Origin of the sequence: Candidatus Planktophila sp. (assembly GCF_046070465.1) — a bacterium.
In the GTDB taxonomy this organism is placed as follows: domain Bacteria; phylum Actinomycetota; class Actinomycetes; order Nanopelagicales; family Nanopelagicaceae; genus Planktophila.
Map to the genome: position 1 here is coordinate 1 of NZ_JBJTMK010000098.1, position 19577 is coordinate 19577.

Genomic DNA, 19577 nt, shown 5'->3' on the forward strand with positions numbered 1-19577 from the left:
TGAACTTACGTAAACGATATTCAAATGTAACAAACAAAGATGTAGATATATGGTCAAACTTAAAAAAATTTCCCTACTCGTTCCAACCACCGTCACCGGATTCTGCCGGTTGTTGATCGCCGTAGGGAGAATCAGGAACATAGCCAGCAGGAGCTGTTGCAGGAGCAGAGCTCGCTGTCCAATCGCGTGGCTGTTGGCTCTCTGCCATATCAAAGAATCGCGCAAAGTGAAGTTGTGCCGAGACGGTAATGGTTCGAGTTGGACCGTTACGGTGCTTAGCAACGATTAAATCTGCCTCGCCTGCGCGGTTCTGTGAGTCATACATATCTTCTCGGTGCAAGAGAATTACAACGTCGGCATCCTGTTCGATAGAACCAGATTCGCGAAGGTCAGACAACATCGGTTTCTTATCGGTACGTTGCTCGGGGCCACGGTTGAGCTGAGAGATAGCAATAACAGGCACATCAAGCTCTTTCGCCATCAACTTAATTTGGCGAGAGAAGTCCGAGACTTCTTGTTGACGGTTTTCCACGCGCTTACCGGAAGTCATCAGCTGCAAGTAGTCGATCACAATAAGTTTGAGATCATGACGCTGCTTAAGACGTCGCGCCTTTGCACGGATCTCCATCATGGAAAGATTGGGTGAATCATCGATAAAGAGTGGTGCATCAGAGATCTCACCCATACGACGAGCAAGTTTTGCCCATTCGTCATCAGAGAGCTGACCTGAACGAATATTGTTAAGACCTACACGCGCTTCAGATGACAACATACGCATTGTGATTTCAGACTTCGACATTTCGAGGGAGAAGATGACAGAGGCTTTATTGTCATGAATTGCAGCATGACGAGCGATATCAAGGCCCAGCGTTGATTTACCAACCGCAGGACGCGCAGCAACGATAATCATGTTTCCTGGGTGTAAGCCATGTGTGAGTTTGTCGAGATCACGGAAACCTGTCATAACACCTTCTACGCCAGCACCTTTTGAGATTGCTTCAATCTCATCGAGTGCTTGTGGAAGGAGTTCGCTTAAAAGAACGTAATCTTCTGATGATCGACGTTCGGTTACTGCATAAATCTCTGCCTGTGCTGCATCGACTGCATCATCGACTTCACCATTTTGATCGTAACCAAGTTGAACAACTTTTGTACCAGCTTCAACAAGTCGGCGCATGATTGCGTGATCGAGAACAATCTTTGCGTAGTAACTTGCATTAGCAGCTGTAGGTACAGATGAAATCAAAGTGTGGAGATATGGTGCGCCACCGGCACGTGCAATTTCTCCGCGCTTTGTGAGTTCTGCAGCAACAGTGATTGCATCTGCGGGTTCGCCGCGACCATAGAGATCGAGAATCGCTTCAAAGATTAATTCGTGTGCAGGGCGATAGAAATCGCGTGAACGAAGAACTTCGACAACATCGGCAATCGCATCCTTGGAGAGCAACATTCCACCGAGAACTGATTGTTCTGCTTGAAGATCTTGCGGTGGAGTGCGCTCGAACTCGACCCCGACAGTGTTCTGCTGCGGGGCCTTATTCGATGGAAACTCTGCGATGCTCACGTGGGCAATAGTGGCTTCCACCTCCGACAAAAGCGACCTGGCCTGTGTGTAAGGCTGTGTGTAACTCGCCTATTCCTGTGTGGAGAGCTGGGGATAAAGTGTGGATAACTGTGGATATCGGTGGATAAGCCTCGTTATAAGCGTGGAAATCTGTGGATGTATTTACCTTCGAGCAATCTCATTTAATGAGAAAGGCCCGCCACTGCGAGGGTGACGGGCCTTTCCTACCAGAATTAAGCAGCTGTTACTGAGAAAGCTACAGTCGCGACAACATTGTGTCCGAGTGAGACCTTCACAGAGTAGTTACCTGTCTTCTTGATGTGACCTGTTGTCTTGATTGCGTGGCGATCGATATCAATCTTTGTTACAGACTTGATAGCTGCAGCGATGTCCTTGTCGGTAACTGAACCGAACAAACGTCCTGCTGTACCTGTCTTCACAGCAATGGTGACCTTAGCTGTTTCGAGAGCTGCCTTGATCTCCTTTGCATGATCGATATCGCGGATCTCGCGTGCAGCACGTGCACGGCGGATGCCTTCAATCTGCTTCTCTCCACCAAGTGTCCATGCAATTGCTGCACCACGTGGAAGGAGGAAGTTACGTGCATAACCATCTTTAACTGTTACAACATCACCGGCTACACCGAGTTTTGCAACTTCACGAGTAAGAATGAGTTTCATAGTCTCTGTCTCTCCTTATCGCGCTGAAGATGTGTAAGGCAGTAGTGCTACTTCACGGCTGTTCTTAACAGCTGTAGCTACTGCGCGCTGGTGTTGTGTGCATGCGCCTGTGACGCGGCGAGCGCGAATCTTTCCGCGATCTGAAATGTACTTGCGAAGTGTCGCAATATCTTTGTAATCGATATATGTGACCTTGTCGCGGCAGAAGCTGCAAGGCTTCTTCTTGAACTTCTTATTAAGAGCAGCAGCTTTTGCGCCTTTGTTCTTAACCTCTTTGAGGTTACGGTTATTTCTTGCTCCCATTATGGTGCTCCTTTTCGGGCCCTACTCCTTTTAAAAGTAGGAATGGTTGGTTATCGGATAGAAACCTTTTATTAGAAAGGTGGTTCGTCGGTTGTAGATGGAGATCCCCATCCACCACCGGCTGGTGACGTTGACGCCGCAGCCCATGGATCATCGTTGAAGTCAGCAGCAGGTGCTGAGAATCCGCCACCTGAATTTCCGCCTGCAGCGCGCTGGGTACGTGTGACCTTAGCTGTTGCATTGCGAAGTGATGGACCTACTTCATCAACTTCTACCTCAAAGACTGTGCGCTTTTCGCCTTCTTTTGTCTCATATGAACGTTGCTTGAGACGACCAGTAAGAATGACGCGCATTCCCTTGGTCAATGACTCTGCAACGTTCTCAGCAGCTTGACGCCAGATATTGCATTGAAGGAAGAGGCTCTCGCCATCTTTCCACTCGTTCGTAGCTTTATCTAAGTAACGAGGGGTTGAAGCAACGCGGAATTTAGCTACCGCTGCACCCGAAGGTGTAAAGCGAAGCTCTGGGTCGTCAACAAGGTTGCCGACTAATGTGATTGTTGTATCTCCTGCTGCCATTTTTTACCTTCTTTTCTGAGTTATCTACTGGTTGAGTCCGTGCTAATAAGTTACTCGCCTAGAGTGACAATTTCGGGAAGAAATCCCGAAGTTGTTGATTACTCGGGGCGCATCACCTTTGTGCGAAGGATTGATTCATTCAAGTTGAGCTGACGATCGAGCTCCTTGATTGCTGCAGGTTCGCAATTCATATCTGCAATTGCGTAGATGCCTTCAGCCTTCTTGTTGATTTCGAACGATAGGCGACGCTTGCCCCAAACATCGAGCTTGTTGACTGCGCCTCCGCTGTCCTTGATGATCTTGAGATATGTCTCAAGTGATGGTGTGACTGTACGTTCTTCTAGATCTGGATCAAGAATGATCATGAGTTCATAGTGACGCATGTGTTAACCCGACCTCCTCTGGACTAAGACGGCCACGGTATTTCCGTGACAGGAGGGTTAAAAGCCCTGACTTTTCTCGGCCGGTGGCCTTGGTTTCAGGAGGTCTAAGGGTAACTCTCGCCGCTAGAAAGGAGAAATTCACGCGGGATTAGGCAACCAATTCCGGAAGCCATTGGCTTCGGAATGTTCCCGAGGAACGGTGCCTTCTCGCCAGGGCTACAGCCAGGGCGATCGCTGCGGCGATGCGGAATAAAGCTATTGCCGCATATGCCTTTACTGGTAGACCAAAGTGCGCGCCAGTTAAGAGTGCAAGGTGTTGCCAAATCGCTAAGTGATAAGCAACTTCTGCAATCTGCCAGAACCAGAACCAAGAGAGATCGCGTTTATCGCGCAGAGCAAGAACTGCTAGCGGTGTTAACCAGAGAACATATTGTGGTGAATACACCTTGCTAACTGTCATCAGAACAATAAAGATGAATATGGAACTCTCTGCCAGCGAAAGTGTCTCTTTGGTCTGTAGCAAGAAGATTGCAACGACAGCAACACCGATGAGAAGAGTCAGAATTGCTAAGTAATTGATGTGGTTGAGATTAATCCCAAAGACACTGAGGGCATACCAGATTGATCCCCAATCAGCTTCGCGATGAAGATTGAGATCATAGAATCGCCACCAACCGGATGGTGTTGTCAGTGCAAATGGCATATTGATAGCAATGAAAGTACCAAGCGCGGTTGCGATATAACCGATTCCATTTTTTACTTCTTGCCTACGGATGTAGATAATCGCAATCGGGAGCAAGAGAACAATTGGAAAGAATTTCGTGGCGATTGATACGCCAAGAATTGCAGCACTTGCTAAATCTTCTTTTCGATCGAACCAATAAATCGCAAGCAGAGTTGTGACAATTGCCCAGAGATCCCAGTTGATAAAGAGCGACAAGATTCCACTCGGTGCAAGCGCATACAACAAAGCACTCTCTGGTTTTATTCGGTAGACCAATACCGTTGATGCAATAAATAACAAGGCGATGAGAATCGCGCTGAAGTTAAAGTAGCTCACCGGACCATCAGGTGAAATCTTTGCCGTTGCCCACATCACAACACCTTGCAGCGCTGGGTACTCAACTGCTTGATCTCCACCACTAAAAGCCCACTGACCCTTACCGAATGCGCGTTCACTCAAGAGCGCCGGTAGATCGCTATAACAAGCGTGAATGTATTGATCAGGCCCGGCCCAGACTGATTTTTCGCAATGGCTGAACTTCGCAAAAGAGAAGAGCGAAGCAATGATGGCAAAGAGGAGAATTACGCGAGTAGTAATGCGCATCGAGAGCGAAGTACTACTTTTTCTTCATTGATTGCTTGCCACCGCTGGTCATCACAATCGGATCAAGACCGCCGATATTGGCAGGTGCTGGAAATTCCATCACTGGTTGATCCTTCAGCGCACCCTTCATAAATGCAGTCCAGATACGTGCCGGGAAAGTTCCACCGGTAACGGATGTGAGTCCACCAATTCCGTTGAGAGATTCCGATGCGCTATCTCTAAAGAGCGCAACTGATGCTGCCAAGTTTGGTGTGTAAGCGCTAAACCAAGCAGATGCATTGGATTGAGATGTACCGGTCTTACCTGCTGCTGGTCGACCAAGGGCAAGAGCTGCGGCACCGGTTCCACCATTAACAACAGATTTCAACGCATAGGTGAGATCTGCCATGACTTCTTTACTAAATACCTCTTGAGTCTGTGCCTTGCCCTCGTAGAGAACGCCCTTATTGGGACCGATTACCTGAGCGACCAGGTAAGGCTTTGCGTAAATTCCGTTAGCTGCAAAAGTTGCATAGGCATTGGCAACATCAATCACATGTGGGCTTGCCACACCGAGTGATACGGAAGGTGTTGGCATCAATGCAACGCTCTCTGGAATACCTGCGCGGCGAGCAACGTCGACAACGCGATCGAGACCCGCCTTAATTCCGAGTGGAACATAGACGGTATTAACTGAATGCTGCGTTGCCGTCAGGAGGTCAATCTGACCCCACCCTTCGCCACCATAGTTATCTACTACGTACGGTTTTCCTAAATCATCAAATGTCTGTGGTGAATCGCCATTCCACATCGATGTCAATGGAATTCCCTGTTCAAGAGCTGCAACAAGTGCGAATGGCTTAAAGGTTGATCCTGCCAGAGCGATGGATTGTGTTGCATCGTTAAGTTGGCGTACTACATAGTCTTTTCCGCCATACATAGCGATGACTTCACCTGTTCCTGGCCGAATTGCAACTAATCCAATATGAAGATTTGTCGGTGCCTTCGCTGGATATAACTTGTTAACTGCATCGACTGCAGATTGTTGTGCACGTTGCTCAAGAGTTGTCTTGATGATGTAACCACCCACCATCAACTGCTCTTGGGTAAATCCAAGTTTGCTCAACTCTTTCTGAGCAGCATCAATGATGTAACCCTTGGGACCAGAGAGTGATCCACCAGTTGTGCGCGGTGAAACGGTTGGCATCTTCGCTGCCTTTGCATCCGCTGCGGAAATCCACTTCTCTTCCAACATACCTTGGATGACATAATGGAAGCGAGCTTCTAGACGAGCGAGATTGCGTGCTTTCTGTTCCTTGTCGCCGTAATCAGGATCGTAGAGTCCTGGTGAACGTAGAATCGATGCGATGACCGCTGATTGTGAAATCGATAATTGATTAGCGTTGCGATTGAAGTATTGCTGAGCAGCGGTCTGCACACCGTAAGAACCGCGACCAAAGTAAATGGTGTTGAGATAGTTTTCGAGAATCTGATCCTTTGTCATCGCATTCTCTAATTTAAGAGAGATAACAAGTTCTTTAATCTTTCTCTGAATACTGCGCTCGGGTGTTAAGAAGGCGGTCTTCGCATATTGCTGCGTAATCGTGGAACCGCCGCGACCCTTTCCAAGTGTTAATACATTGGAGAGAACCGCTTGGGTTAAACCTGTGATGCTGAAGGCGCGGTTAGAGTAAAAGTTGCGATCTTCTGCTGCCATCACTGCATAACGAAGGCGCAATGGAATCTTTGCCAGAGGAAGAATCTGTCGGTTCTGAGCACCTATGCGGCCAATCTCTTGACCGTTTGAGTATTGAATGACGGTCGCTTGGCTGTTGACGTATGCATTGGGATCTGGAATATCGACGGTAAACCAAGCGAGCGCGAAGAGAGTCGATCCGGCAACGAAGCCAAAACCAGCGAGAAATATGCCGGCGCGAATGAGCTTGGTTTTAATCACTTTCCAAGGTTACCGCTGAAGTCCTCATCCTCGAGGGTTCGTTGGCGACGTGGTGGCTTTCGCACACTGCCATCACCTAATAAATAGGTAGAACAGAGGTGATTCCACGAGCACTCACGGCATACCTCAACGATATAGACAGAGAATTCACCGAACTCTTTCTCCATCTCCAATAATTCAGCAGGACTCTTAATGCGACCTGAGTATTGGCCGAGTTGATCTCCGAATGTGTAACGCAATTCAACGAGCGCATCTTTCTTGCAGACGGGGCAGTTGCGGCCAGCTTTCTCACCATGAAACTTTGCAGCTCGCATCAAATATGGATCGGCATCGCAGGCATCAACAACTCCACGAAAGAGAGCAAGCAAAGTTGCGCGCTTATCGAGTGAATAATCGATGAACGCTCGCTCTGTTCTTGCCTTTGGCGCCATGGCGAGAAGAATATTCGTTAATTCGTCACTACGCTTATCGACGTGTTACCTCTAGGTGCCTCTGATCCAGTGAGTGCTTCTTTCTGGCAGTTGATCCGCGATCGACGCTTGAGACCTCTGCTGCGTACTCGCTGGACTGGCCAATTTACTGATGGAATCTTCCAGAGCGCTCTCGCCTCATTTGTTCTCTTCTCACCTGAACGACAAGCTTCTGCTTTAAGTGCCGCCGTTGCATTCGCAGTCGTTTTGCTGCCGTACTCAATCGTTGGGCCGATGGTCGGCACGTTGCTCGATCGATTCTCTCGCCAACGCGCAGTTCTCTTCTCAAACCTGACTCGCGCTCTCACACTTATCTATATAGCGACGTTGATCTTCCAAGGTCGCACGGGGGTAGAGCTCACGATCTTTGTTCTGGTGGCATTCGGCGTCAACAGATTAATTCTCGCTGGCTTATCTGCCGGGCTGCCACTCGTTGCACCGCCATCCTCTCTTATTGCAGCAAATGCTCTCGCTGTCACCGGTGGATCCGTCTGGGTGGTTCTCGGTGGTGGAATGGGCTTACTAATGAGGCGTTTTACCGATGCCATCACCACTGCAGATCACGCCGATGGGTACCTGATCCTCGCTGCGTCCTGCGGTTATCTCTTCGCAGCACTCTTTGCATCGTTGATGAAGAAATCAGAGATTGGGCCTGCACCTCACCAAGTTCGAAAGGCTTCTATCACTGAGGGTTTTATTGAAGTCCGCGAGGGCTTTAAGTTTCTCGCCATTCATCAAGATGCAGCGCGTGGAATTCTTGCAACAGCAATCCATCGTGGTGGAATTACAGCTTTAACATTGACTGCGTTGTTGCTCGAGCGCAATACATTTAATGATCCTGCAGATAGCGATGCAGGGCTTGCAGGCTTAAGCATTGCGCTCTCTTGTGCTGCAATCGGATTCACTATCGGAGCACTCGTAGCACCACTTGGTGTGCGATGGACAGGACGCCATCGATGGATGCGGTTATCGATGTTTGCTGCCATGGCAGGAACTCTGATTCTTGTTATCGACCGCAATCAGATTTTGCTTTGTCTTGCTGCATTTACCACTGGGCTCTTTGGTCAAGGAGTAAAAGTCACCAACGATGCATTGGTGCAATCAAAGATCAATGATGAATTCCGTGGCCGCGTCTTCGCTGTCTATGACGTTGTCGTCAATGGTTCGATTGTCGCATTCTCTATCATCGCCGCGCTATTGCTTCCGCAGAGTGGAGACTCCTGGTTGGTACCAACACTTGTTGGTGCAACTTACTTCCTTGTTGCAGCTGTGGTCTTGCGCCCTAGAAAGTTTTTTCTTAAGGGTGGCGACGTGAACGCCACCACTCCATAAGTTCTTCGGTAGCCTTCTCTTCACCGAGTGGGCCGTGCTCCATGCGAAGTTCCATGAGGAAATCGAGAGCCTTTCCAACATCAGCAGATGGCTTGATGTTAAGCAGCTTCATTACTTGTGCGCCGTCGAGATCGGGGCGAATCTTTGAAAGCTCTTCTTCTTCCATCAACTTGGCGATTCGTCCTTCGAGCCCGTCATAGGTACGAGATAGGCGCTCTGCTTTCTTAACATTGCGGGTAGTGCAGTCAGCGCGTGTCAACACATGCAGATGTGTCAGTAATTCACCGGCATCGCGTACATATCGGCGCACAGCAGAGTCAGTCCATTCGCCATCGCCATAACCATGGAAGCGAAGGTGTAGCGCAACCAGAGTTTCAACTGCATCGATAGTTTCATTATCGAAGCGGAGCGCCTTGAGTCGAGACTTCACTAAACGGGCACCAACAACTTCGTGGTGATGGAATGAGACTCCACCACCCGGGATGAGATTGCGGGTTTTTGGTTTTCCAATGTCATGCAAGAGTGCTGCTAATCGGTTGATGAGGTTTGGTCCACCCAGGCGGTCTTCTTGATTGATTGCCTGCTCGAGCACAGTGATGGAATGTTCGTAGACATCTTTGTGGTGATGATGTTCATCTACCTCAAGACGCAACTTAGGAATCTCAGGTAATACATGTTCTGCAATTCCAGTGTCGACAAGAATGGTAATTCCGATGCGTGGGTTTGGTGACATCAACATCTTTACAAATTCATCGCGTACACGTTCTGCAGAGATGATTGAAATTCGGCCAGACATATTGCTCATTGCGTCGACAACTTCTTTGTCGAGCGTAAAACCTAACTGGCTTGCAAAACGAGCAGCGCGCATCATGCGAAGTGGGTCGTCAGAGAAAGACTGTGTTGCACTTGCTGGTGTTCGTAAAACTCTCTGAGCAAGATCTTCGATACCATTAAATGGATCGATAAATTCTGGTGACTCGGTCGTGAGTTCAAGTGCCATTGAGTTAACCGTGAAGTCGCGACGCGATAAATCGCCCTCAATCGAATCGCCGTACTCGACGTCAGGATTACGTGAATCCTCTTCGTATTTTTCTGTGCGGTATGTGGTTACTTCAACCGTTGTATCGCCGCGCTTGCCTGCGATAGTTCCGAATTCAATTCCTGTATCCCAGACATTTTCTGCCCACACTTTTAAAATCTTCTTTGTCTCCAGTGGATGAGCATCTGTTGTGAAGTCGAGGTCATTTCCGAGTCGACCTAAGATCGCATCGCGAACCGGACCACCAACGAGGGCTAAATGAAAGCCCTTCTCTTTAAAGGCAGCTGCAAGTGAGCTGGCCAGGGGCGCCCGTTCGACCAAGGTCGCCAAAGCGAGCTCACGCCCTAAATTGGTCTTTGCATCACTCACAATAGATAAGCCTACTGTCGTAGGCTTGCTCCATGACCCCGGCACCTAGTGCGGGCAGCGAAGGTATTAAGAAGAAGCGTCGGCGCAAGCGTCCGGCGCATCGCTCCCCACAGAATTCACCTACCCAACCAGGTGGGCAACAAGTAAAGAAGACCCCCGCAAAGAAATCGCAGACCACGTATGCAAAGCGGGTCGATGAAGTCAGCGCTGGTGGATTGGTTATCGATACCACTGGAAAATTGGGTCTACTTATCGGCCGTCGCGATCAGAAGGATTCAACAGGTAAGAAAATTCTCTGGTCGCTTCCTAAGGGACACATTGAGGCGGGTGAGACTCCCGAAGAAGCCGCTCTTCGCGAAGTTGCTGAAGAGACAGGCATTCAATCAACCATTGAAAAATCACTCGGGATCATCGATTTCTGGTTTATGGCAGGCGGAAAGCGCATCCATAAAACGGTTCATCACTATCTCTTCCGTGAAAGCGGCGGTTTGCTCGCGGCACAGGAGAGCGAAGTTGATGAGGTTGCCTGGTTCCCACTCAATGACATCATCGACAAGCTTGCCTATCCTGATGAGAAGAAATTAATTGCACGCACTAATGCGACCACAGAGCTCGAGGCGATATGAGAAAAATATCTGCCGCGCTCTTAGCGATGCTGGCACTTGTAATTGGACTTCCACCTGCAGTTGCGGATACTCCTGTAATTAGAGTTGTTGATATTCCGCACCGTAACTTTGATGGAACTTTTCGAGATAACGAATTAGCTACAACACTGACGCCAGATGGTCGTCTTGGTAAAGCTCTCTTCTCATCTAATAAGAGTGCCACGTGGGTTATCGATGCATATTTGGTTGATGAAGTACTCGACATGGCAGATGGTTATACCTTTGAGGGTAAAGAAGATCCTGTCGGGCAATCAATTGCAGCAATTTGGTTGCAGCAACTTCGCATTGCAACTGTGGGAAATCCAATCGTTGCACTTCCATACGGAAATCCAGATGCCTCGCTCACTCGCAAATTGGCATCGAGTGAGATCAAGTTTTATTCAGCGCTGGGAGCTGCAAAGCTTGAGCGCTTCTTCTCTCGCCCTGTGATTTCACAGAATGGTTGGGGTAGTGGGAAGTCACGCTTGGAGAGCCAATATCAAGAGTTTTATCGCTCAGAACGCACACTGTTACTGGGCTTGAGCAAGGTCATGCCGGTTCCAGAGATTGCCGAACTTCGACAGCGTTTAGGCATTGTTCTCAACCCACTTCTGAGTGTTGAAGATCGCGCGTATTTCTCTTACTCGGCGCGTGAAGCCGTTCGACGAGTTGCAGGTAAGTTAAAAGTTGTCTCTGGTCGTTACCAATTAACCTCTGAGACAACAAAGGTTCCGTTGACTCTTGTCAACAAGTTTGAAACCGCAACAACTATTAGTCTTTCGTTAATACCAATGAATTCGAGGATTCAGGTGCAGAACCTGAGCAATATCACGATTCCACCAAAGTCACAGATTCAGATTGCTGTTCCATTTCAGGTAATTGCATCGGGTTCAACTTTAGTCTTGGCTCAATTTATGACACCTCAAGGAACGTTGGTCGGTGAAATTTCAAAGCTCAATCTCACGATGACTGTGATTGATTCTCGTGTTGCCTGGTTTACAACTGCTGCTGCGATTGTCTTGTTCTTGGCTGCAGTAGCGCAGTCTGTACGACGCATTCGAAAGGGGCGTAAGAGTGAAAAATAACGAACTCTTTCGTGCTTCCTCAATTATGGCGGTCGGAACAATCCTTTCGCGTATTACCGGTTTCTTCCGGGCTATTCTCGGTGTAGCTGTTTTAGGTACGGCTCTCTTGGCTGATACCTACAACGTTGCAAACACAATGCCTAATATTCTCTACAACTTGCTAGTGGGTGGCGCACTCACTGCAATCTTCGTCCCGCAACTTGTGCGATCTTTTAGCGATGAAGATGGCGGACATGGATTTGCATCACGCCTGGTAACGACAATCTCTGGAATTCTCTTAGCGCTTGTGATTATCGGCGTTCTCTTTGCGCCCTGGTTGGTTCGACTTTATGCTCCAGAATTTTCTGAAGTGGGATTTGAACAACAACAGGCAATTGCAGTGGCATTTACTCGGTACTGCCTGCCACAGATTTTCTTCCTCGGTCTCTTCACTATGCTCGGCCAAGTAGCCAATGCCCGTGGTTCTTTTGCACCACTGATGTGGGCGCCGATTGCCAATAACCTCGTCGTTATCGCCGTTTTTGCAGGCTTTCTCGCCTTTCAGCGCTCAATTACAGTGGGGAGCATTACCGATTTTCAGATTCAACTTCTTGGTTGGGGCACTACTGCAGGTGTTGTGATTCAAGCTCTGATTTTGATTCCGGTTGTCCATAGATCAGGAATCAAATTGCGCCCGATCTTTGGCGTAAAAGGTTTAGGTAAATCTTTCACACTCGCCGGATGGACGCTCGTCTATGTCTTGATTTCACAGCTGGGCTACTTAGTAACTGTGAACGTTGCAACGGCTGCGGCAGTGCGTAGTGCGAAAGCGGGAATCTCCACCGGTGTTGGTTTCACTCCATATACAAGCGCCTACTACATCATGTTGTTGCCATATTCGATTGTCACTATCTCTATTGTGACTGCTCTCTTGCCGCATCTTTCTAAGCTAGCTATTGAGAAGAAGGTGGAAGATGTTCGCCTTCAATTAATTCGCGCTATCAAGATGGTTGGAGTTGTCACTGTCCCTAGCGCGATAGCTTTGATCTTCTTTGGTCCTTTAATGACAGAGGTTCTCTATATGGGAATCTCACTCGATGATTCGCGTTATATCGGTTATGTGCTTGCAGCCCTTGGATTGGGACTTGTTCCATTTAGTATCAACCTGATTCTTGTCCGTGGATTTAACGCATTTGAAGATACCAAGACACAGGTAGTGTCAATCTTCATCATCAACCTGATCTCTGTGCTCCTCTCATATCTCTTCCTCTGGAAGCTCGACAGTGATGTTGTCACTATTGGCTTAGGTATCGCTTTCTCTATTAGTTATATCGTTGGACTTTCGATTACTTTGAAGTTGATAAAGAAGCATGTGGGCACGCTCTCCATCAGAGATTTTGCTCGTCAGCATGCAACTTTGTTCGCAGCCTCAATTCTTGCAATGGTGCCGATGTTTGCAGTTGCTACCTATCTTGATTGGGCAAACGACGAAGTCTCGATTGTTACTCGCGCCCTCCGCTTACTCTTAACCTTGTCTCTTTCAGGTATTGGATATCTCGTGATTGCCCATCAATTCAAAGTGGCTGAAATCGCAGGTCTTCGCAGCTTCGCCACTACAGTTCTCACCAAGCTCAAGCGATAAAGGCGCGGTAAGGTGCGTGTATGAGCACTGAAGTACGCGAACTCGTCATTGTTGGTTCTGGCCCCGCCGGATATACAGCTGCAATCTATGCAGCGCGCGCAGAGTTAAAACCTGTCATCTACGAAGGTTCTGTGACTGCGGGCGGCGCGTTGATGAACACAACAGAGGTAGAGAACTTCCCAGGATTTATCGACGGAATCATGGGACCAGATCTCATGGATAACATGCGTAAGCAGGCGAAGCGTTTTGGTGCCGAATTGATTACAGATGATGTTGTCGAGATGGATCTTGAGGGTGAAATCAAGACAATTAAAGATGGTTCAGGCAATGTTGTAAAAGCAAAGTCAGTCATCCTTGCCATGGGATCTGCTTATCGCGAGATTGGGCTTGAGAATGAGAAGCGTCTCTCAGGTCGTGGTGTCTCATGGTGCGCTACCTGCGATGGTTTCTTCTTCCGTGAACAAGTAATCGCAGTTGTCGGCGGTGGAGATTCTGCAGTTGAAGAGGCAACATTTCTTACAAAGTTTGCATCGAAGGTAGTTTTGATTCACCGTCGTGATTCATTGCGTGCATCAAAGATTATGCAAGAGCGTGCATTCAATAATCCAAAGCTTGAAATCATGTGGGATACAGAAGTCATCGATGTATTGGGTGAGAACAAAGTTGAAGGCCTCAAGCTCCGTAATACCAAGACTGGCGAAGAATCAACCGGTGCATTTACAGGTCTCTTCGTCGCAATCGGACACATTCCACGTTCAGAGCTTGTGACTTCACAGATTGCTCTCGATGATGAGGGTTACGTTAAAGTGGAAGGACGTTCAACTCGAACCAATCTTCCAGGCGTATTTGCCTGCGGTGATCTGGTGGATCACACATATCGTCAGGCGATTACTGCAGCAGGTTCTGGCTGTCAGGCCGCGTTAGACGCTGAGAAATTCCTCTCTCACTAGTATTCTTAACGAATCGAATTACAGTAAAACGCTAAGTAAATAGGAGTAAGTCATGAGCGCACCAATCAAGGTAACAACGGCAGATTTCGACCAGGTTGTATTGAAGAGCAGCAAGCCTGTTCTTGTTGATTTCTGGGCAGAATGGTGTGGCCCATGCCGCGCGATTGCTCCAATTTTGGATGACATCGCCGCCGAGCACGGTGAAAAGCTCACCATTGCAAAGCTCAATACAGATGAAGAGTCAGCAATCGCTATTAAGTACGGCGTTACTTCAATTCCAATGCTCAACGTCTATGTCAACGGTGAAGTTGTAAAGACCATCATCGGTGCAAAGCCAAAGCCAGCACTTTTGAAGGAACTCGAAGGCTTTATCTAAATCTCTTATGAAGGAGTTATCTCCCGACGAGATTCGCTCTTTCCAACAAGAGCGTGGACTCCATGTCACCGGTGAATTAAACGAGGCTACCCAGCGCGCCATGGAAGAAGCGCGCTGGAAGCTCGGTGATCGATCTCTTCACTTGCAACCATCTCCCATGATGCGTGGAGATGATGTGGCTACATTGCAGGGGCGATTAACGGAGATGGGTTTTAACTGCGGAAGAGTCGATGGAATTTATGGCCCTGCAACTGAAGCAGCGGTAAAAGAATTTCAAAAATCTGTTGGGGCAAAGGTTGATGGAAAATGCGGACCGGCAACAATTATTGCGTTGTTGCGTTTAACAAAGACTAAGACTGGTGGTGCACCGACTGCTCTGCGTGAAAGCGCGCAGCAACGTAATCGTGGTCCCGCACTTGCTAATAAAGTCATTGTGATTGATCCAGGTTCAAATCCTGGTGAAGAAGAAGTCACACTTGATACCGCTCATCGCATTGAAGGGCGTTTGCTTGCATTGGGCGCAACAGTCTTCCTCACACGTGGTGCAACAAATAATCCAACAGAATCAGAACGAATTACATTTACAAATACGAACAGTGCAGATTTATTGATCTCGTTGCATACAGATAAGCACGCAAACCCTGCTGCAGAAGGTGTGGCAACTTTCTTCTATGGCAGCGATGCCCATGGAATTCACTCCATTGTTGGCGAACGTTTTGCGTCGTTAGTACAGCGTGAAATCTCAGCGCGTACTGATTTATTGAATTGCCGCACTCATGCAAAGACATGGGATGCACTGCGCCTCACAGAGTGCCCTGCAATTCGCGTCGATCTTGGGTATCTCACCAATCCAGGTGACGCCGCCCGCCTTGCACGCCCTGAATTCCGCGATACTGTCGCGGAAAGTTTCATTATTGCGATCCAGCGTCTCTATCTCTCAGCAGAAGATGATGCCAAGACGGGAACTCTACGAATATCTGACCTACGCAGCGCAGGTATTCGTCGCTAAGATGCACCCTATGTCAGAGGTAAATGTTCGCTATCAAACCGGTGCTACACAGAATCTTGAAACTCGATTCGCTGCGCGAGCCGCTGGAATGTTGCCCTCTGAAATCCGCGCCCTCTTTGCAGTAGCCTCACGTCCAGAGATTGTCTCGCTTGCAGGTGGCATGCCCAATCTCTCAGCGCTTCCGATGGAGATGATGGCTGGCGTTGTCAACGAATTAATTCTTACCAATGGCGCTGAGGCGCTTCAATATGGAAGCGGTCAAGGCCACCCAAAGCTTCGCGAGCAAATCTGCGATGTGATGGCACTTGAGGGTATCCGCGCAAATCCTGATGACGTTGTCGTTACTACTGGTTCACAGCAGGCGCTCGACCTCATTTCACGTATCTTTATCGATCCAGGTGATGTTGTTCTTGTTGAAGCTCCTTCCTATGTTGGAGCACTCGGAACATTCCGCCAATATGAGGCATCTGTTGTCCATGTTGAGATGGATCACGATGGAATGGTTCCTGAATCGCTCCGTAATGCAATTACCAGCGTTCGTGCTGCAGGTCGCAAGATCAAGTTCTTATATTTAATTCCTAATTACCAAAACCCAACAGGTGTCTGCCTTCCAGCAGATCGCCGTACAGAAATCCTCACCATCTGCCGCGAAGCAGGCATCTTTGTTGTCGAAGATAACCCTTACGGCTTACTTGGTTTTGATAAGCCATCGCCTAATGCAATGCGCGCAGAAGATTCAGAGAATGTGATTTATCTAGGTTCTTTCTCTAAGACAATCGCATCTGGTCTTCGTGTGGGCTGGGCTTTGGTGCCACAATCACTGAAGGATAAGTTAGTAATTGCATCGGAATCATCAATCTTGTGCCCGTCAAACTTCACTCAGCTGACAATCTCTAGCTACCTTGCAGATCAGCCATGGCGCGATCAGATCGCAAGTTTCTGCGAACTTTATAAGGTACGTCGCGATGCGATGCTCGAATCTCTCGAAGAGTATTTTCCAAAGGAAGCGACATGGACAAAGCCTGGTGGTGGATTCTATGTCTGGGTTAATTTGCCACCTGAAATTGATACAAAGGCTTTGATGCCAAAGGCGATCGTTGCCAAGGTTGCCTATGTACCAGGAAATGCCTTTTACGCAGATGGACTTGGTTCTTGGTCGATGCGTCTTTCTTACTGTCACCCAACACCAGAGCGTATTCGCGAAGGAGTTAAGGCACTGGGTGGAGTTATTAAGGGCGAGATGCAGCGCCGCGGTACCGCTTTAAATTAAACCAATTCAATAACTTTAGTTATGTGAATTTATGGCTTACGCACCTTCAATGAGATCAACGATACGTTGAAGGTCTTCTGTTCCCGCAAATTCAATAACAATCTTGCCTTTGCCTTTTCCGAGTTCAACGCTGACGCGGGTATCGAGGTAATCACTCAATAACTCAGCAGCAGCAAGGCCTGCACCAGAGACACCCTTTGGTGTGCTTTTTTTAGGTGCTGACTTTCCTGGTTTATGTGTTGCGATGATCTCTTCTGTCGCGCGAACACTTAATCCCTCACCGACGATACGTGATGCTAGCTTCTCAATCTCTCTTGCATCTGTTAGCCCCAACAGCGCACGGGCATGACCCGCCGACAAGATTCCTGCTGCAACTTTACGTTGCACAGATTCTGGCAAGTTGAGAAGTCGGATGGTGTTTGAAATCTGTGGGCGTGAACGACCAAGTTTCAACGCAAGTTCATCATGTGTGCAACCAAAGTCGGTAAGAAGCTGTAAGTATGCAGCGCCTTCTTCAAGTGGGTTAAGTTGGCTCCGGTGAATATTTTCAATCAGTGCTTCGCGAAGAAGTTCATTATCTGGAGTCTGACGGATGATGACAGGAATTGATTTCAAACCTGCAGCTTTTGCTGCACGGAAGCGGCGCTCTCCCATAATGAGTTCATACTTGTTATCGGAAACTTTACGAACTACAGGGGGCTGCAAAATTCCAAAAAGTTTGATTGATGAAATAAGTTCATTGAGAGCATCCTCATCAAAGACTGTACGTGGTTGGCGAGGGTTTGGTGAGATTTGCTCGAGAGGAATTTCATTTGATGTTGCAACAACTTCATCATTGACGGTAAGAGTTGTCGGGATTAATGAATCTAAATTAATTCCGAGTCCACCACGCTTTGCTGCCATTATGCACTTCCTCTTGAATTTTCTCCCAGATAATTAATGCTGACTACATTTGAATTGAATTGGGAATTAGTTTCATATGTGAGATCTGGTTCTTTCGCTTTTCCGCGATCTGCAATTTCGCGAGCAACCTGCATATATGCGATTGCACCTGGTGACAAAGGATCGTATGTCATTACAGTTTGGTTATATGAAGGCGCTTCCGATACACGTACAGCACGCGGAATTGGCACATCGATAAGTTCATGAGGGAAATGTGCACGAACATTTGCTGCAACATCATTAGATAAACGTGTCCGTGAATCAAACATTGTCAGAATGATTGTTGAGAGATTCAAAGCAGGATTAAGTCGCTTCTTTACAAGTGTGTATGTCTCAAGCAGTTGTGAGAGGCCTTCGAGTGCGTAGTACTCGGTTTGAATTGGAATCATAAGCTCACGTGATGCGGCAAATGCATTGATAGTAAGCAAACCAAGTGATGGTGGGCAATCAATAAAGATGTAGTCATAGTTAACGCTGATCTCATCAATCGCTTCTTTTAATTGAAGTTCTCGTGCAACCATTGAAACTAAATTAATTTCAGCGTTTGCAAGCGAAGTATTCGATGGAATGCAATCGAGCTCTGGGAAGCCTGCAACCTTCTGAATCACTGTTGCAATGGGCGCAGTTCCCATAAGGACTTCATAGACACCGGCGCTCTGGCGATGTTCAACCCCAAGGGCGGTAGATGCATTTCCTTGTGGATCGAGGTCGATGACCAGGACGCGAAGGCCACCCATAGCTAGGGCTGCAGCGATATTGACGGTAGAGGTCGTCTTTCCAACTCCACCCTTCTGATTCGCGACGGTGAAGATACGGGTGGAGGCAGGTTTAGCCATCGCCTCTTTCAGGCGGCGAACGCCTATCACTTTTCCGTTTGTTTCACGTGAATCATCCACAGGTCTATCTAACCACCTACGATGGAGTGGTTTTACTGTGGGGCAACTTTAGGAAGCTTTTTAAGCTCCACTACGCGGCCAAGGCCGATACCTTCGAGGGTAATTTCATGCAAAATCGAGCCTGGAACCGACTCCATCTCTTTCGCGGCAGACTCCCCCTTCATGGCGAGTAGGGATCCATTCATTTTGAGCATATGCCAGCTCATCTTCTTTAACTTATCTAGAGCCGCAACAGCGCGAGCAGTCACATAATCGGCGCTCTTCTTCACATCTTGAGCACGACCACGGATAACCTGAATATCTGTGCCCTCTGTCGCCTCTTTTAGGAACTCCACCCGGCGCTCCAGCGGTTCAATCAGCGTGACTTTAAGGTCTGGTCGAGCCAGCGCAATCACGATTCCTGGTAACCCTGCCCCTGATCCAATATCAAAGAGGGAGGCTCCCTGGGGAAGTAGTTGGGTGACAAAGAGGGAGTTTAAAATATGGCGCTCCCAGATACGGTCTCCTTCACGGGGGCCGATAAGGCCACGCTCGATACCGGCACCCTTAAGGAAGTCGGCATAGGAGCGGATAGCCCCCTCCTTTTCAGGAAAGTGGCGGGCTATCAGCTCATCGAGCGTTGGTTCCACGTGAAACTTCTCTGGTGTGGGGCTTAGTTAGGGAAGATTACGACGAAACGGCGTGGATCTTCGCCCTCAGACTCTGAGGTGAGGCCCATATCCTGGATTGTGTCGTGGATAATCTTGCGCTCAAAGGCGTTCATTGGGTCAAGCTTGATCTCTTTGCCTGTTGACTTAGCCTCT

General features: G+C 48.2%; 21 protein-coding genes. 8 read left to right on the top strand and 13 right to left on the bottom strand.

Annotation, left to right across the window (positions count from 1 at the left end; translation table 11 throughout):
* Nucleotides 1-73: 73 nt before the first annotated feature.
* From dnaB to ACKOVI_RS04480, 8 genes are all read right to left on the bottom strand, one after another.
* Nucleotides 74-1564 (bottom strand): replicative DNA helicase, encoded by a 1491-nt coding sequence (gene dnaB / locus ACKOVI_RS04445; RefSeq protein ID WP_509602844.1) that lies wholly within the window; start codon nt 1562-1564, stop codon nt 74-76.
* 233 nt (nt 1565-1797) lie between these two features.
* Complete coding sequence (gene rplI, locus ACKOVI_RS04450) at nt 1798-2244, bottom strand: 50S ribosomal protein L9 (RefSeq protein WP_509602845.1); 447 nt, start codon at nt 2242-2244, stop codon at nt 1798-1800.
* Between the two features lie 15 nt (nt 2245-2259).
* Nucleotides 2260-2547, bottom strand: a complete 288-nt coding sequence (rpsR, locus tag ACKOVI_RS04455) for a 30S ribosomal protein S18 (RefSeq protein ID WP_509602846.1) — start codon at nt 2545-2547, stop codon at nt 2260-2262.
* A 71-nt stretch (nt 2548-2618) separates the two neighbouring features.
* Nucleotides 2619-3125 (bottom strand): single-stranded DNA-binding protein, encoded by a 507-nt coding sequence (locus ACKOVI_RS04460; RefSeq protein WP_509602847.1) that lies wholly within the window; start codon nt 3123-3125, stop codon nt 2619-2621.
* 98 nt (nt 3126-3223) lie between these two features.
* A complete protein-coding gene (rpsF, locus tag ACKOVI_RS04465; RefSeq protein WP_509602848.1) occupies nt 3224-3508 on the bottom strand; it encodes a 30S ribosomal protein S6 in 285 nt (94 codons plus the stop codon).
* A 148-nt stretch (nt 3509-3656) separates the two neighbouring features.
* Entirely contained in the window at nt 3657-4835 is a 1179-nt protein-coding gene (locus ACKOVI_RS04470; protein ID WP_509602849.1) for a glycosyltransferase family protein, read from the bottom strand.
* 13 nt (nt 4836-4848) lie between these two features.
* Nucleotides 4849-6771, bottom strand: a complete 1923-nt coding sequence (locus ACKOVI_RS04475) for a transglycosylase domain-containing protein (RefSeq protein WP_509602850.1) — start codon at nt 6769-6771, stop codon at nt 4849-4851.
* The gene (locus ACKOVI_RS04480; protein WP_509602852.1) at nt 6768-7202 is read right to left on the bottom strand and encodes a DUF5318 family protein; all 435 of its coding nucleotides are present in this window, start codon (nt 7200-7202) and stop codon (nt 6768-6770) included. The genes ACKOVI_RS04475 and ACKOVI_RS04480 overlap by 4 nt, the downstream gene beginning before the upstream one ends.
* A gap of 69 nt (nt 7203-7271) precedes the next feature.
* Here ACKOVI_RS04480 and ACKOVI_RS04485 point away from each other — a divergent pair, with 69 nt between their 5' ends.
* Entirely contained in the window at nt 7272-8573 is a 1302-nt protein-coding gene (locus tag ACKOVI_RS04485; protein ID WP_509602853.1) for an MFS transporter, read from the top strand.
* On the opposite strand, the gene ACKOVI_RS04490 is transcribed toward ACKOVI_RS04485, so the two are convergent.
* Nucleotides 8539-9981, bottom strand: coding sequence for a CCA tRNA nucleotidyltransferase (locus ACKOVI_RS04490; protein WP_509602855.1), 1443 nt, complete (start codon nt 9979-9981; stop codon nt 8539-8541). The genes ACKOVI_RS04485 and ACKOVI_RS04490 overlap by 35 nt on opposite strands.
* A 32-nt stretch (nt 9982-10013) precedes the next feature.
* On the opposite strand from ACKOVI_RS04490, the gene ACKOVI_RS04495 reads away from it, so the two are divergent.
* Genes ACKOVI_RS04495 through ACKOVI_RS04525 form a run of 7 tightly spaced genes read left to right on the top strand, consistent with a single transcriptional unit; the run spans nt 10014 to nt 16936 of the window.
* Nucleotides 10014-10607, top strand: coding sequence for an NUDIX hydrolase (locus tag ACKOVI_RS04495; protein WP_509602856.1), 594 nt, complete (start codon nt 10014-10016; stop codon nt 10605-10607).
* Nucleotides 10604-11710: a DUF6049 family protein gene (locus ACKOVI_RS04500; RefSeq protein ID WP_509602857.1), complete on the top strand. Its 1107-nt coding sequence runs from the start codon at nt 10604-10606 to the stop codon at nt 11708-11710. Before ACKOVI_RS04495 ends, ACKOVI_RS04500 begins: the two co-directional genes overlap by 4 nt.
* Entirely contained in the window at nt 11700-13331 is a 1632-nt protein-coding gene (murJ, locus tag ACKOVI_RS04505) for a murein biosynthesis integral membrane protein MurJ (RefSeq protein WP_509602858.1), read from the top strand. The genes ACKOVI_RS04500 and murJ overlap by 11 nt, the downstream gene beginning before the upstream one ends.
* A gap of 20 nt (nt 13332-13351) precedes the next feature.
* Nucleotides 13352-14281 carry a thioredoxin-disulfide reductase gene (gene trxB, locus ACKOVI_RS04510; RefSeq protein WP_509602859.1) on the top strand — a complete coding sequence of 310 codons (930 nt, stop codon included), beginning with the start codon at nt 13352-13354 and terminating at the stop codon, nt 14279-14281.
* Nucleotides 14282-14333: 52 nt separating this feature from the next.
* Nucleotides 14334-14657 carry a thioredoxin gene (gene trxA, locus ACKOVI_RS04515; protein WP_509602860.1) on the top strand — a complete coding sequence of 108 codons (324 nt, stop codon included), beginning with the start codon at nt 14334-14336 and terminating at the stop codon, nt 14655-14657.
* A 7-nt stretch (nt 14658-14664) separates the two neighbouring features.
* Nucleotides 14665-15666: an N-acetylmuramoyl-L-alanine amidase gene (locus ACKOVI_RS04520; RefSeq protein ID WP_509602861.1), complete on the top strand. Its 1002-nt coding sequence runs from the start codon at nt 14665-14667 to the stop codon at nt 15664-15666.
* 10 nt (nt 15667-15676) lie between these two features.
* The gene (locus ACKOVI_RS04525) at nt 15677-16936 is read left to right on the top strand and encodes an aminotransferase-like domain-containing protein (RefSeq protein ID WP_509602862.1); all 1260 of its coding nucleotides are present in this window, start codon (nt 15677-15679) and stop codon (nt 16934-16936) included.
* A 36-nt stretch (nt 16937-16972) separates the two neighbouring features.
* On the opposite strand, the gene ACKOVI_RS04530 is transcribed toward ACKOVI_RS04525, so the two are convergent.
* From ACKOVI_RS04530 to ACKOVI_RS04545, 4 genes are all read right to left on the bottom strand, one after another.
* Nucleotides 16973-17839 (bottom strand): ParB/RepB/Spo0J family partition protein, encoded by an 867-nt coding sequence (locus ACKOVI_RS04530; RefSeq protein ID WP_509602863.1) that lies wholly within the window; start codon nt 17837-17839, stop codon nt 16973-16975.
* Nucleotides 17839-18774 (bottom strand): ParA family protein, encoded by a 936-nt coding sequence (locus ACKOVI_RS04535; protein WP_509602864.1) that lies wholly within the window; start codon nt 18772-18774, stop codon nt 17839-17841. The genes ACKOVI_RS04530 and ACKOVI_RS04535 overlap by 1 nt, the downstream gene beginning before the upstream one ends.
* Nucleotides 18775-18806: 32 nt before the next feature.
* Nucleotides 18807-19403, bottom strand: coding sequence for a 16S rRNA (guanine(527)-N(7))-methyltransferase RsmG (gene rsmG, locus ACKOVI_RS04540; protein WP_509602865.1), 597 nt, complete (start codon nt 19401-19403; stop codon nt 18807-18809).
* 23 nt (nt 19404-19426) lie between these two features.
* Nucleotides 19427-19577, bottom strand: a 151-nt coding sequence (locus tag ACKOVI_RS04545; protein ID WP_509602866.1) for a R3H domain-containing nucleic acid-binding protein, incomplete at its 5' end; no start/stop codon positions are given.